The sequence below is a fragment of the Nitrospira sp. KM1 genome (genome assembly GCF_011405515.1).
GTDB lineage: Bacteria > Nitrospirota > Nitrospiria > Nitrospirales > Nitrospiraceae > Nitrospira_C.
In genome coordinates this window covers 3,163,290-3,177,915 of record NZ_AP022671.1, presented here as the reverse complement: position 1 = coordinate 3,177,915, position 14,626 = coordinate 3,163,290, and the positions used below count along the sequence as shown (strand labels likewise).

At 54.7% G+C, this 14,626-nt stretch carries 13 protein-coding genes; 6 read left to right on the top strand and 7 right to left on the bottom strand.

The window, feature by feature from the left end; all coding sequences use genetic code 11:
* Positions 1-61: 61 nt before the first annotated feature.
* Positions 62-1,495, bottom strand: coding sequence for a cytochrome c biogenesis protein ResB (locus W02_RS14960; RefSeq protein WP_173049084.1), 1,434 nt, complete (start codon positions 1,493-1,495; stop codon positions 62-64).
* Between the two features lie 369 nt (positions 1,496-1,864).
* Here W02_RS14960 and metK point away from each other — a divergent pair, with 369 nt between their 5' ends.
* Together metK and ahcY are read left to right on the top strand one after the other, a co-directional pair.
* The gene (metK, locus tag W02_RS14955) at positions 1,865-3,013 is read left to right on the top strand and encodes a methionine adenosyltransferase (RefSeq protein ID WP_173049082.1); all 1,149 of its coding nucleotides are present in this window, start codon (positions 1,865-1,867) and stop codon (positions 3,011-3,013) included.
* A 107-nt stretch (positions 3,014-3,120) separates the two neighbouring features.
* The gene (ahcY, locus tag W02_RS14950) at positions 3,121-4,377 is read left to right on the top strand and encodes an adenosylhomocysteinase (protein WP_173049080.1); all 1,257 of its coding nucleotides are present in this window, start codon (positions 3,121-3,123) and stop codon (positions 4,375-4,377) included.
* 298 nt (positions 4,378-4,675) lie between these two features.
* Here ahcY and W02_RS14945 read toward each other — a convergent pair whose 3' ends face one another.
* Complete coding sequence (locus W02_RS14945) at positions 4,676-5,497, bottom strand: cyclase family protein (protein WP_197742028.1); 822 nt, start codon at positions 5,495-5,497, stop codon at positions 4,676-4,678.
* A 207-nt stretch (positions 5,498-5,704) separates the two neighbouring features.
* On the opposite strand from W02_RS14945, the gene W02_RS14940 reads away from it, so the two are divergent.
* Positions 5,705-6,721, top strand: a complete 1,017-nt coding sequence (locus W02_RS14940) for an alcohol dehydrogenase (protein ID WP_173049078.1) — start codon at positions 5,705-5,707, stop codon at positions 6,719-6,721.
* Positions 6,722-6,829: 108 nt separating this feature from the next.
* Positions 6,830-7,201 carry a hypothetical protein gene (locus W02_RS14935; protein WP_173049076.1) on the top strand — a complete coding sequence of 124 codons (372 nt, stop codon included), beginning with the start codon at positions 6,830-6,832 and terminating at the stop codon, positions 7,199-7,201.
* A gap of 469 nt (positions 7,202-7,670) precedes the next feature.
* On the opposite strand, the gene W02_RS14930 is transcribed toward W02_RS14935, so the two are convergent.
* Complete coding sequence (locus W02_RS14930) at positions 7,671-8,507, bottom strand: PilZ domain-containing protein (RefSeq protein WP_173049074.1); 837 nt, start codon at positions 8,505-8,507, stop codon at positions 7,671-7,673.
* Positions 8,508-8,688: 181 nt separating this feature from the next.
* Here W02_RS14930 and W02_RS14925 point away from each other — a divergent pair, with 181 nt between their 5' ends.
* Both W02_RS14925 and W02_RS14920 read left to right on the top strand, forming a co-directional pair.
* Entirely contained in the window at positions 8,689-9,654 is a 966-nt protein-coding gene (locus W02_RS14925) for a VIT1/CCC1 transporter family protein (protein WP_173049071.1), read from the top strand.
* A 55-nt stretch (positions 9,655-9,709) separates the two neighbouring features.
* Positions 9,710-10,441: a DUF72 domain-containing protein gene (locus W02_RS14920; RefSeq protein ID WP_173049069.1), complete on the top strand. Its 732-nt coding sequence runs from the start codon at positions 9,710-9,712 to the stop codon at positions 10,439-10,441.
* A gap of 7 nt (positions 10,442-10,448) precedes the next feature.
* Here W02_RS14920 and W02_RS14915 read toward each other — a convergent pair whose 3' ends face one another.
* The 4 genes from W02_RS14915 to W02_RS14900 all read right to left on the bottom strand — a co-directional run bounded on the left by W02_RS14915 (position 10,449) and on the right by W02_RS14900 (position 14,625).
* The gene (locus W02_RS14915; protein ID WP_173049067.1) at positions 10,449-12,083 is read right to left on the bottom strand and encodes a B12-binding domain-containing radical SAM protein; all 1,635 of its coding nucleotides are present in this window, start codon (positions 12,081-12,083) and stop codon (positions 10,449-10,451) included.
* A 142-nt stretch (positions 12,084-12,225) separates the two neighbouring features.
* A complete protein-coding gene (locus W02_RS14910) occupies positions 12,226-13,083 on the bottom strand; it encodes a metal-dependent hydrolase (RefSeq protein WP_173049065.1) in 858 nt (285 codons plus the stop codon).
* Between the two features lie 65 nt (positions 13,084-13,148).
* Positions 13,149-14,021 carry a succinate--CoA ligase subunit alpha gene (sucD, locus tag W02_RS14905; RefSeq protein WP_173049063.1) on the bottom strand — a complete coding sequence of 291 codons (873 nt, stop codon included), beginning with the start codon at positions 14,019-14,021 and terminating at the stop codon, positions 13,149-13,151.
* A gap of 28 nt (positions 14,022-14,049) precedes the next feature.
* Complete coding sequence (locus W02_RS14900; protein WP_173049061.1) at positions 14,050-14,625, bottom strand: hypothetical protein; 576 nt, start codon at positions 14,623-14,625, stop codon at positions 14,050-14,052.
* Between the last annotated feature and the right edge of the window lies 1 nt (position 14,626).

Sequence of the window (14,626 nt, the reverse complement as noted above, 5' to 3'; positions counted from 1 at the left end):
TCGATACCACATTCCCGATCGTTCATCATACCCAAGTCAGGTACGATTTGACCACTATCGGCTATGCGGAAAATGTGTGGATTTTCTCAGTAAGCTTACGAAATTCCTTTTGAAAATCGATAAGACTCTTGTGCGTCGTTCCTCCGATATGCACGGTAACGCCATCTCCATCGGGAATGATCTTCGTCCAAATCCTGCGGTGATAAATGAAAGAAGACAACGTAATGCCGACGACAATCATCGTGGAACCTATCCAGACAATATTGACGCCGGGATTCTTGGCAATTTGCAAACCCGTGTATTTCTTTGGCTTATAGCCAATCAGCTCGAACTGATATTTCGAATCTTTGATGTCGAACAAATCCGGGAATTGATAGAAGATCCACGGCGTCGCCTCCACCGTGCTACGTTCGTTCACTGCCAGCTTGATCGCTGGATTGGCATGTTCGACGGTCTTGGAATAGACCTTCTTTTCCGTGGAGTTGAATGCAAAGTCCGCTACGAAATCCGTGATGGCCAACTTTAATTTGAGATCATCGACGGCCTGCTCCTTTTGCCACTCGAGATCGACTGTCTTGATCACCTTGTCGGATTGCTTCTCCTTGATATTGACCCGCGCGATTTCGATCTGGTCCCATGCGTCACCGTAACTGGATTGGTAGAACCAGATTCCCTTATAGACCAGCGGATCGTTCACCGTAATCGTCTTCGTCAACTTCGCTTGCCCACCATCTAGGACGGTCAACGTACTGTTGTATGACTTGACGGACCCGTTCTCATGGTAATCGATCCAGAACTTGTCTACTTTCAAGTCAAAGTTGCCTCGCGGGATATGGTAGGTCTGGCCTTCGAGACACACGCCGAACTCTTGAAAGCCGTAATAACTCCCTAGAAGTCCGCCCAGTACGATGACCGTGGCGCTGAGATGGGCCATATGAGCGCCTACCCGGCCCATCACTCCCTTCGTCGCGTACACCGTGACATCGCCGGCATCGTTTTTTGCGAGAACGCGATAGCCTTTTTCGATAAAGTGCTGGGCCAATTGCTTGGCGACGGATTCCTTGCTACCCGAAACATGCATCTCTGCCCGCTGTTTCATTCCCTGAATGAAGCTCAAGGTCACGCTGACCCTGTCCTGCTTCATGGAACGCCAGACAGCCGGGAACCGTTTATAGAAACAGGTGAGAGAGTTCACGCACAGCAGTCCGAGCAGACTCGTGAACCACCATGTATGGTAGACGTCGGTAAACCCAAGTCGAAGAAACCACCGATAGGCATTTTCCCCGTATTCCTGAATGTAGGTTTCAGGCCGTTCCCCCTGCTGTATGACGGTTCCGATGGTGGCGGTCATTGCAATGAAGAGGAACAGAAACATCGCCAGCCTGATCGAGGCGAAAAAGTCCACCAGTTCACGTGAAAACTCATTCCAGCCGATACCAGGAGCCGGGGACCGTGGAGCGTCCTGGGGTGATACCGTCTCAGGCGGCATATTCATTACCCGGATACCTTAGTTCTTCCATCAGGCACACCATCATTACAACATCGTTGAATTGGAGCTAAGACGGTACTGAGCCAAGGGGATAGCCTTCACTCCCGAGAGCACCCTTAGCCTTATTGCAAGGCGGGGGAAATCGCAAACGCTTGCATCTTACAAGTGCTGGAAAACAAGTGTCAAGCAAACCTCGCCCGCTGTGTAGGGCCTGCAGAGCCCCTACTATTGGAATCCCCGTCCAGTACTATTGAAGTGATGGACAAAGCAGCATATCTCCGTTAATATCGCCTCTATTCTGCAAAGCACCCCGACGTCACCCGGGTCACACCGAAGCGGCTGGGGTTTCTTTCACCGAATCACACTGAGGAGCCGATGAGAAACAATTATTTGTTCACGTCCGAGTCTGTGACCGAAGGACATCCCGATAAAATCGCCGACCAGATTTCCGACGGCATTCTGGATGCCATCATCGGTCAGGATAAATTCAGCCGAGTGGCTTGTGAAACTATCCTGACCACCGGCATCGCATTCGTAGCCGGCGAGATATCGACCAAAGCTTACGTCGAGATCCCGGACATCATCCGCGATGTCATCAAAGACGTGGGGTACTGCGACGCGTCTTGGGGCTTTGACTGCAATACCTGCTCCGTCCTGACGGCTATTCATCAACAATCCGGCGACATCGCCATGGGAGTCGATTCGGGCGGAGCCGGAGACCAGGGTCTGATGTTTGGCTATGCGACGAATGAAACGTCGGAGTTGATGCCCATGCCTATCGTCCTGGCGCATCGATTGACCCGCCGCCTGGCTGAAGTCCGAAAGAAAAACATCCTTCCGTGGGTGCGTCCGGATGGCAAGTCCCAGGTCACAGTGGAATACCGAAACGGAAAGCCGGTCCGTATCGATACCATTGTCGTCTCCACTCAGCACAGCCCGGACGTGACCAACAAGCAGATCGAACGCGGAATCATGGAAAAGGTGATCAAGCCGGTCATGCCGAAGGGACTCTACGACCTGACTAGCGTCAAGCATCATATCAATCCGACCGGACGATTCGTGGTCGGTGGTCCAATGGGTGACACAGGACTGACCGGAAGGAAGATCATTGTCGATACATACGGCGGTCATGGTAGTCATGGCGGCGGTGCCTTTTCCGGAAAGGATCCCACAAAGGTTGACCGCTCTGCTTCGTACATGGCCCGTTACATTGCCAAGAATATCGTGGCCGCCGGACTTGCCGATAAATGCGAAGTTCAGCTCGCATACGCGATCGGCGTCGCCGATCCTGTGTCCGTGTTGGTAGATACCAAGAACACCGAAAAAGTGTCCGTGGACAACCTCGACAAACTCGTGCGCAAACATTTCCCAATGACTCCGCGAGGGATCATCGATCACCTCAAGCTCCGCCGGCCCATCTTTAGAAAGACCGCGGCCTACGGTCATTTCGGCAGGAATGAACCGGAATTCACCTGGGAAAAGACGGACAAGGCGAAGATCCTGCGCAAGGACGCCGGACTGTAATCGCCTTGGGCGTATGAGTCGATAAATGAGGGGGACGGGTTCCACCAACCCGTCCCCCTTTTCTTGGGCAGCGATTCCTACACAAAGATCACAAAGAGGAGGACTCTGTGGATTACGACGTGAGAGACATTAAGCTGGCCGATCAGGGCAGACTGAAAATCGAATGGGCAGAAGCCACGATGCCCGTGTTGCGGCTCATCCGAACGCGATTTAAACGACAGCAGCCGCTCAAGGGAGTACGGGTGACTGCCTGTCTACACGTCACCACCGAGACTGCCAATCTGGCCATTACCCTGAAGGCAGGTGGGGCGGACGTGCGCCTTTGTGCGTCCAATCCTCTCAGTACTCAGGATGACGTCGCCGCTGCGTTGGTTCAGCATGAAGGCATCCCGACCTTTGCGATCAAGGGCGAAGACAATGCGACTTATTACCGCCATATCGAATCGGCCATCGCCCACCGCCCACACGTGTCGATGGACGACGGGGCAGACGTCGTTTCTCATCTGCATTCCAAACGGAAGGACCTGTTGAAGAACGTGATCGGAGGCACCGAGGAGACCACCACGGGGGTCATTCGCCTTCGAAGCATGGCGGAGAAGAAAGTCCTCAAGTTTCCGGTCATTTCGGTCAACGATGCCGATACCAAGCATATGTTCGACAACCGCTATGGGACCGGGCAGTCCACGATGGACGGCATCGTGCGTGCGACAAACCGGCTTGTCTGCGGATCAGTCGTCGTCGTCGCCGGTTACGGTTGGTGCGGCCGCGGCATCGCGATGCGAGCCAAGGGCATGGGTGCCGATGTGATCGTGACAGAAGTCGATTCATTGAAAGGACTGGAAGCCGTCATGGACGGATTCCGTGTGATGCCTATGGAGCAGGCTGCTCCGATCGGTGATTTCTTCGTGACGGTGACGGGAAATTTGAAAGTCATCCGCGGTGAGCATTTTGCCGAGATGAAGGATGGAGCGATCGTGTGCAATAGCGGCCACTTCAACGTCGAACTGGACATACCAGCGCTCGAGAAGATGAGCCGCAAACGGAAGATCATCCGCACGGGCGTTGAACAATTCACTTTGAAGAACGGCAATCGGGTCAGCTTGCTTGGCGAAGGCCGGTTGGTGAATCTCGCCACGGCCGAGGGTCATCCGTCCAGCGTGATGGACATGAGCTTTGCCAACCAAGCGCTCGGCGCCGAATATATCGTGAAGAACTATAAGATGCTCGAAAAGAAGGTCTATCCCGTTCCCCCGGCGATCGATAAGGAAATCGCGCGGCTCAAGTTGGCCGGCATGGGAGTCGCGATCGACAAACTGACGAAAGAACAGGAAAAGTACTTGGCGAGTTGGGAGATGGGGACATAGTGACGGTTTGAGTACTGCTCTGTACGAGTGCCGGAACACCCCCTCCGGCTAATCGAACCGCCTATCACCTTCTTCACTGCGGTCGCCTCGGCGACCGCAGTCTCTCATCGAATCCATGTCCACTTTCAACTCCATTGCTTCATCAGGGTTGCAGAAGCCGCTCAGACCAAAAGGTTGGAGATTGGCTGCCAGCTAGTGCTGTCGTGGAACGTAAACGGGATTATGCAATTGACGCTGAGTTTTCTGTCCTTCGCCTGAAAAGAACGCTCGAGTCCACCGGAACAGAAAAGCCTGCGCACTATTTCGCTTCCGACATCACCGCAATGATGCGTAAAGGTCCGCCGGATCCCTCCGCAATCTTCATCGGCAACGCCACCACATTAAACCCGCGAGCTGGAAGTAATGAGAGATCGGCTACATTCTCGAATACAGCAATGTCGTTGGACAACAATGTCACATGTGACTCGAATCCAATAGACTGTCCGTAATCGATAGAAGCGGTGTCGATGCCGACGGCCTTCACATGCCGTTCGCGTATCAGCCACGCAGCCGCCTCAGGATGCAATCCGGGAAAGTGAAGTTCCCGCACACCTGCCGGTCCTCTCAGCTCCGTTCCCAGATAATCTCGCCTATTGGGCCAAAGACGGGCGAACCCCGTGTCGAGCAGCACGATAGCATGAGACGGGATAGTTCCGTTTAGCGACTCCCATTGCTGGAGGTCCCGCACCATCACCCGATAGTCCCGCTCGCGGCTGCATGATGACGACACATCAATCCGAACCCCTGCACCAATCAATTTATCTAGAGGTATTCGGTCGAGGGTGCGGCCGCCCTTGGCAAAGTGGATCGGCGCGTCGATGTGAGTGCCGCCATGCTCGGGCATCTCGATGCGATTCGAAGAATAGTAATAGCCTGCCGGCGTGTCTCCTTGGAACTGCGTGATCAGCCTGAAGTTTTGCTCGGTAGGCCAGACGATTGTTTCCGGTTCGAACGGATGTGTGAGATCGACAAACTTCTCGTGGACGAATGTTCCAGTTGGCACAGGATCACTGGAGCATGAGCACATCACGAGAAGACAGACCGCCACAATGATTCGCATCCTGTACGGCTGACCACTCATATTTTTCTTCGCACCTCCTCGATCCCTTACTTTGAAAGGCGACGTCCATGTTTTATCATGAAGCGAACTGTGTTGCGGGAAATATCCTGATGGAGCCATATAGCGATGCACCCTGTTATCTGAGTCCGCCTTGGATCTTGCCCTGATCGAATCGGATGAACTAGGCTCTTTCTATACCCTCACGACCACATCCTTTGGGAGGCAACCATGGCTCAAATGACTGCGGCCCAGATCAATAATCCCGGCGGTGCATTTGAAATTGTGAAACGGGCGATTCCCGATCCTGGTCCCGGTATGGTTCGCATCAAAGTGCAGGCTTGCGGTGTCTGTCATAGCGATGTGTTTGTCAAGGAGGGACATTGGCCGGCGCTCCAATACCCTCGGATCACAGGGCATGAAGTCGCGGGAGTGATCGATACTGCCGGTGAGGATGTTCCAAACTGGAAGACGGGGCAGAGAGTGGGTGTGGGCTGGCATGGCGGCCATTGCAGCCGCTGTATGCCCTGCCGTCGAGGAGACTTCATGGGTTGTCATGAGTTCAAGGTCACCGGGTTCAGCCATGATGGCGGCTACGCCCAATATATGATTGCAAAAAGCGAAACCCTCGCAGCGATTCCCGATGATCTTTCCCCGGTGGAAGCCGCTCCCCTCTTGTGTGCGGGTGTCACAACCTTTAATAGTCTTCGGCACAGCGGCGCGCGCGCGGGAGACTTGGTCGTCGTTCAGGGGTTAGGAGGCCTGGGACATCTTGGAATTCAGTTCGCCGCCAAGATGGGATTCCATACCGTGGCCATCGGAAGAGGAAAGGATAAGGAGGCTCTCGCACTTCGATTGGGAGCAGCGAAATACCTTGACGCGGGTTCGGCCAACGCAGCCGGTGAGTTGGCGAAAATGGGAGGTGCCACAGTCATCCTGTCTACCGCCCCTGACAGTAAGTCTATGTCCGCGCTTGTTGATGGGCTGACTGTCGGCGGGAAGCTTCTAGTCGTCGGCGCCTCAGCCGACCCGATTACTGTGACTCCGATTCAGCTCATCGGGGCACGGCGATCGATCCAAGGATGGCCGTCCGGGACGGGGCGCGATTCTGAAGACACCCTGAAATTTTGCGCTCTCACCGGAATACGACCAATGGTTGAAACTTTTTCCCTCGAACAGGTGGCATCGGCCTATGACCGCATGTTGAGCGGAAAGGCGAGGTTTCGCGTCGTGCTGACCATGGACTGAGGCGAGAGGCGATCGGACGATGGCAAGCTGAGAAACACGTGGATTTTCTTTCTGGTTCGGGTCTTCCATGTTACTGTTGTGCTACCGGTGTTTATAGGAGGGCCTTCCATGCTGGAAACCATTGTTCTCGCTGCTGCAATGTACGTGTGCCCCGGTGAAGTGTATACGGACCAGCCTCGCGCGGGCTGTCATGCTGTTCAAGAATCCGACAAGGAGGGTTTCAGCACCATTCCGGAGGCTTCGGAATTTAGCTCCAAATCATCGGCACCGGCCGCCGCCGAACGAGACAATGCCGTCAGAGTTCCTCGATCTGCTCTACCGGCAGCTTCCGCCGAAGAATGTGCCATGTACGAGGAATGGGTGAAATTGTCTACCAAATCCGGCAGCTTGGGAGCGCGTGACCTCTCAACCCAAGAATTCGAACGCTGGACGAATCTCAAACAGGTTTTCGGAAACAGCCCCCCGCCTAATTGTCGGTAAGACCACTAAATGCCTCCTGTCCATCAGCGGGCAGGAGGCTATGCTTTGCCAGTTCGACCTCTGCGTATCTTACTTGCCTAACTTGTCAGAAAAACTAACGCTTATCCTATCGGACCTCTCGCCATCTGCAAAAACACCTTGATGAGACCAGACAAGCCTTGACACGGCGATGACCGTGCTCGTTTTGCTGCCGTCGGTCATGGTTTACCTGCTTGATTTCAGGGGTGCGCTATGATGTCCTAGTTGCCCTGGAGGTTGTATGTCGGTCATGTGTTCACTCTCCGCCTGCAAGGCTCAAGCAGGAATGTGCGGCCACGAAAAAGCGATGCTGAGTATCGCTGTCCTGGCTGCTATCGGGTTCGGTGCGTATTTCCTGATGGGCTGACGACGGGGTCACATGCTGCGGACTGTGGCGTCATCGATGGGTGGATTGGTGTGTGTTTCGTCCAGAACCGATCAGTGAGACGATCTAGCGGGAATTGGCCGCCTTTTTGGGCTTGTCCGGGCGGGATTCCCGGTATTCGCAAGGTGAAGCGGCCATGGCCTGGTTGATGGCAACGAGCAGATCCTCCCGGCTGAAAGGCTTTTGCAAACAGAGTGCCTCTCCCACATCTATGCCGAGGGTTTTCAGAGCACTGTCGTCGTGACCGGACATGAACACCACGTGACATTTCTTTCTGATTCGCAGGATATGGTTCACCAGTTCATGTCCATGTACCCGTGGATATCGTTCTCCGCCTGACTGCAACTGAAGAACTGGCGGACGCAGAATGAGATCGATCAGAAGGAGGTGGATCGGTCCCATGTAGGCGGCAGACGCCTGCAGTGCCTCTGTGCTACCGGCCGCCTTGATGACCTTGCACCCAATCTCCTCGAGTGTGCGTGCGCAGAGGTGCCGCACATCCTCATCATCTTCAACGACAAGGACCGTGCAGTTGGCAGTGCCTGCCCGTTGTTGGATCGCGCGGCCCACGGACTCTTTTTGTTCCGTGCTTTCGGCCGTCACTCGGTTGATCACAGGAATGTCGTCTGCGGACCGCTGGATGAATTCAACGCCAAAGGAATGGGCTTGAACCCACCGTACCCGGGCCATCCCAATCAGCACTGGCGCCGGCACCTTCGGAATCGTCAGCCGCAGCCGTAAATAACTGCCACGTGGGACGATGGTATGGGATTCAACCCGGCAGCCGTTCATATTGAGATCAAGCGTGTATCCCTTCCCCTTCAACTCGGTGTCGTCCGCAATACTCTCGAACTCGACGGGGATTCTGACCAACGTGCGGGATTTTCTTGGGGATGGCTTCATGCGCGAATGGCCCTCTCGATTGAGCTTGTATTTTTCTATCGCAAGGTGCGAATTCCGTCAAGAAAATCGCGGGAATGAAGATGCCCGTTCCTAGTCGGTCCATCTAGCCAGCACTATGCCGGCATACCGGTTATCGACGCCTCGGACACATTTCGCTATAATCCTTTTCTATCCGTCACTCATGATTTCCACATCTTCTCATGACCTTCACTTAGCCAGAACGTTGGTTCTGGACGAACTGTTCGACCTCTCCCTCTATCGTCAACTGAAGGCTATGACCGGCGACTGTGATGTGCAAGACACGCTCGACAAGCTCGTCGCAGTCGAAGAGGAGCATCTGAGATTCTGGCAAGACTTTTTCGGCCTGCACACGGATCGGCTCGATATCGGAAGGCGGCTAAAGCTCCGCCTGCTCATATTCGTCTGCCGTCTGTTCGGAACGGGAGCCATTCATCTCATTCTCGAGGCAATCGAAGTGCATGGAGTCCGCAAATATCTGACGCTGTGGCAAGCCTACAAGAAGGAACCACTGGGCGAGGCGCTCCGTGGGATCCTTACGGATGAATTCAAGCATGAAGATGTGATGGTCACGACTCTCACGGAACGGAAGATCAGCGCCGAGCAGATTCGCAACATCTTCCTGGGCCTGAACGATGGGGTAGTGGAAATTCTGGGCGCTGTGAGCGGATTTTTTGGTGCATTCGGGAATCCCACGACCGTGCTTATCGCCGCCTGCACCACCGCAGTGGCCGGCGCCTTCTCGATGGCTGCCGGAGCGTTCCTCGCGTTGAACTCCGAAAAGGAAGTGAAATCAACGGACCTGGCCAAAAAGATTTTCCTCGGAGAAGAGCCTGAACAGGCGATAATGGAAGAATCGCCGGTCGTGTCAGGGGCCGTAGTGGGAACCGCCTATATCATTGGTGCCACCGTTCCGGTCCTGCCCGTGCTCTTCGGCGCAACAAATGCCGTTTTGTCAGTGGCCACCGCCGGTATCATGGTCGTCGTCGTCTCGACACTTTTATCGTTCCTCTCCGGCATGAATGTCACACGCCGCATACTGTTGAATCTCGTCATTCTCACCGTTGCGGTGGGCGTGAGCTACAGTATCGGGCTGCTGGCTCAGCGATTTTGGGGCATATCAGTCTAGATCGTCCCTTGAAATAGTTTCAGATAGGAGCTTGGGCTTCGTTATAATCGGAGGCATGAACGCACGATTCCATATCGGGCTGTCCGGATACTCGTACAAACCGTGGCAGGGGCCTGACCGTTTCTATCCGCCGGATCTCAAGCATGCCGACTTTCTCAAGTACTATGCGACGAGATACGATACTGTTGAATTGGACGGGCTCTGGTATCGTCTGCCCGGCGACAAAGCGGTTTCGAACTGGATGGCGGCGACCCCTGACCATTTCGTCTTCGCACCCAAGGTTCACCGTCAAATCACACATCGGTACAGACTCAAGCCGGACTGCTATTCGTTTCTCGATGTCATGGTCACTCAATTGGCACCAATGGCTGTTGCGCATCGGCTCGGTCCGTGGCTCATCCAGTTGCCTCCCAATCTGACTAGAGATGACGACCGTCTCGAGCGGTTTCTTCACCAGCTTCCCCGATCACACCGATGGGCGGTCGAGTTCCGCCATGATTCCTGGTACGAACCGGGAGTCGAAACACTACTGAAACAATCAAATGTTTCTTGGGTGGCGGCCGATACCGACGACCGTCCGGCTGAGCTGCGTCAAACGGCGGACTTCTGGTACATCCGGTTGCGGAAGACCGAATATGACCACACGGCCCTCGGCCATTGGGCGGAGCGAATTAAAGAAGCGAATAGGCAGGGCATGGACTGCTTTGTGTACTGTAAGCATGAGGACCAGGGATCGCCCTGGGTGTGGGCAGATACACTTCTGCGTCTCATCACTCCAACGGAATAATCAGAGGTTACCTGGCCGGCACCATCGGAAGTTCTCTTGAACTCTCCGCCTCGAGTTGGATCCGCTGGCGCTCGACACGAGACGCTTCGAGAACGTTGTGTAGCATCTCATCGGTCAAGTGCGTGAGTTGAGCGGCAGCGTCCTTCATATCGGCGTGCTCAACAGCGCGAGAAAGAATTTCGGCTTTGGTGGCTCCCTTTTTCTGTCCAAGAAACGGCTTCATGATGAGATAGACTACATCGCGAACCGGCATAAATCTGAGAAACCGCCGGAGCAATCTAAAGGTCTGCAAAGGATAGCGCGTGAGCTTATAAATAAACAGCCTCTTGAGACCCTCTTGCCGAACATGATTGATCGTTTCACCCGGCAGACATGTAGGATCAATCTCCGAGCACTTGAAGTACTTGTACCAATCGCTCGCTTCGCTCACCAGTCCTCTTTTGATGTATTCCTGCCAGAGCGGGGTTCCTCGATACACGCAGAGGCGATTGAAGCCGAACGTATCGAGTGGAAGCTTGGCGGCAAAATCAAACGTCGCCTTCATGTCTTCGACCGTCTCATCAGGATTTCCCACCGTAAAGAATCCGTGCACGATTTCAATGCCGGCATTCTTGGCGTTTGTCACCGCCGTTTCGACTTCCTGAAGGGTTTGCTCCTTTTTCAACCGGTCGAGAATCGCTTGGCTTCCGCTCTCGATGCCGAACATCACCGTTCGGCAATGGGCTTTGGCCATGGCAGGAAAGAGATGTTGTGCCACCGAATCCACGCGTCCCTCGATTCCCCACTGAATGTGTAACCCCTGATTCGTCACCCCTTGGCAGATCGCCTCGATCCGCTTGGGCTGAAGGAGAAAATGATCGTCGACGAAATAGACCGATCCATATCCAAGTGATTCGAGGTATTTCAACTCGTCCACGACATGCTGTGCGCTGCGCGCGCGCCACTTGCCTTCGTTAAAAATTGGAATGTCGCAGAAGACGCACGGCCAGGGGCATCCTCGCGAGGTCTGCATGGTGGTGAAGCGGTCCATGGAGAGCACGGCCGGAACATCCAACGGCATGGATTCGACAAAATCGAGCTTGAGACTCTCCCGGTCGGGGAACGGCCATTGGTCAAGGTGTCGCTCTATCGGCCGTCCCGGATTCTGGACAACTCTCCCATCGCTCATCCATGTCAGACCGCATACGCCTTCCGGCTCTTCGAGGTTGGCGAGGAGATCCAGAATCAGCTGTTCTCCGTCGCCGCGACAGATAAAATCGACTTCAGGGCATTGGAGTTTGACCAAAGGTGCGTTCAGGCTGGCGAATACACCGCCGAAGGCCAGCTTGACCTTTGAATTGGCGGCGCGAATCTGGCGGGCGAGAATTTTCGCATACGGATAGCTGGTCGTGCTGAGAAAGCTGAGGCCTACCAATGAAGGCTGCTGGTGGTGAATTTGTTCGAGAATGACCGCGTTGGGAGTATCCGGATTGGCCTGGTCGAACATGACACATTCATGTCCGGCCTCCTTGAGAACAGCGGAAAGGGACATGATCCCGATAGGCGGGAATCCCATGACCCGTATGTTGCCGTTTTTCGCGCGAGTTTTCGCCGGAAGCGCGTAAAACTGGGGGTCCCGGACGTGAACGAGAAAGACTCGCAATCAGCTCCTTGCTTCGGCTTCAATCATTTAGGGGACCGGCTAGCGATGATCGGCGGCACAGTCTGCAGTAGACGAATTCTATGAGGATACGCGACTTACACGCGAAATACCATGAGAATCGTGTGCAAAATAAAAATCGTGGCTAGGGTTGGGCAGGCTTCAGCTTGGTGCCGTTGAAGACGATGGAGGAGCCGGGCGTCATTTGACGAAACCCCAGCTTTCGCTTTTTCAAGGCATCAGAAAATTGAGTTGTATCCTGCGTGAGGACAGGAAACGTGCCGTAATGATGGCCCACTGAGACCTTCGCCCTTACGCTGGCAGCAGCACGAGCGGCCATGCGAGGCTCCATTCCGAAATGGCCGCCGATGTTGAGCAACGCGAGATCCGGCTCATATTGTTCGCCGATCACTTCCATGTCTTTGAAATATGCCGTATCGCCGGAATGATAAATCGTCGGGCCGCCTTTGACCTTGATGACAAAACCGCCAGGATTGCCTCCATAGACGAGCTCCGGGCTTTGTTCGTTTGCCATGGGGTTGCCCATGCCGCTCGAATGCACGGCAGGAGTCATGGCCACAATCACTTCACCGTTTGCGAGGGAAATCTCTCCGCCGGGATTCATCAATGTATCGAAGCCCATCTGATCTTTGGGGAATCCCTGCAACTTGGCTAAGTTCGTCCCCAACTCAAAATTGGCGACCAAGCGCGCGCCGGTCCTCTTGGCAATCGCGACAGTATCCCCCACGTGGTCGAAGTGACCGTGCGTGACCAGTATGTAATCCGCTCTTGCGAGACGTTCGACCGGATCCTGTTTGTCCTTCACCAGAGGATTGAGCGGGTTGTTCAACCAAGGATCGATAAGGAGTGTCGTCCCGTTGGGCGTGATGATTTCAAACGCCGCGTGGCCGTGCCAGGTAACCGTTGTGTTTCGGCCGGCTGCGTCGGTGAGCTGCGTTTGCCCGCAGACAATCAGCACAAGGAGCACGATTAGACGTTTCATTGCTCGCCTTCTCCCGGTCAATAGAATCAACCGGCCGCTCCATGCCCATCGTTCCCGTGGTTGTATCACCGACCTAGCGCAGCTTTTACTGCCATACCGATTTCGGCCGGATTCTTCACCACTTTGACACCCGCGGCTTCCAGAGCCTTCATTTTCTCGCTGGCCGTGCCCTTACCGCCCGAGATGATCGCTCCTGCGTGGCCCATGCGACGACCCGGCGGGGCAGTAATCCCTGCGATAAAACTCACGACGGGTTTTTTGACGTGCTTCTTGATGAACTCGGCCGCCTTTTCTTCTGCATCGCCCCCGATTTCGCCGATCATGACAACAGCATGGGTGTCGGGATCTTTCTCGAATAACGGCAGGACATCGACGAATCCTGTCCCGTTCACCGGATCGCCACCTATTCCGACACAGGTGGTTTCACCGAGGCCCAACGTCGACAACTGATGGACGGCTTCATAGGTGAGCGTTCCACTTCGGGAGACCACGCCGACAATACCCTTCTTGTGAATGAAGCCCGGCATGATACCGATCTTCGCTTCATCGACGGTAATGACCCCCGGACAATTCGGACCGATCAACCGCACATCGCGTCCACGCAATCCGCGTTTCACCTTGACCATATCATTCACGGGAATGCCTTCGGTAATGCAGATCACGAGTTTGATTCCCGCATCGGCGGCTTCCAAAATGGCATCGGCGCAAAAGGGCGGTGGCACGAAAATCAGAGACGTGTCGCATTCGGTTTTCTTGACTGCATCCGCGACGGTATTGAAGACGGGAATGCCCTCGACCTCCTGGCCGGCCTTTCCCGGCGTGACGCCGGCGACGACCTTGGTACCATAGGCTTTACATTGTGTGGCATGAAAGGACCCTTCTTTGCCCGTGATGCCCTGGACCACCACCCGTGTATTCTTATTGACCAATATGGACATAGCTATTCCTCTTCAACGACGACGACCGCTAAAACCAGCCTTTGCCGCGTGCTTCCTCAATGGTGGCGCGATGCATGTCATATTCCGTCTCGTTGATGATCGAAGCCGGACCATCGACGAACGGCATCCCAAACAGGAGAAAAAACTGAATCCAAAATCCCAACACTTCCCGTTTTTCGACCATTCCAAATATCCGCTGCTGAGAATCCTTGAAGGTCGTGGTCGATACGACGTCCTGAGACACGTATCCAGGAATCATGGTGAAGGTCAACGCCGAAAGCGCTCCCGACCACGACACGCCTTCGCTGCCTCGTTCGCCGATCGTGATGTCGGCTTGAATATCAGCCGGCTGGCCCCCGGCCGTGACCGATGAAAACAGGCCGGATTCCGTGTAGGCTTTTACCGCCAAGTTTCGGGCGTTCTCGGCATTTTCGGGATTCACGGCCTGGCCGGGGGGAGCGGTCTGGCCGGCTTGGAACACAAGGAGCGAAATGGATTTCTTAGCTTGTTGAGTGACTTGAGGGGGCCACTGAGCCGGCGGTTTCACCTGCCCATCCCGAACCATGATGCAACCGGATACGGTCATGAGGACGACCCCGATCACA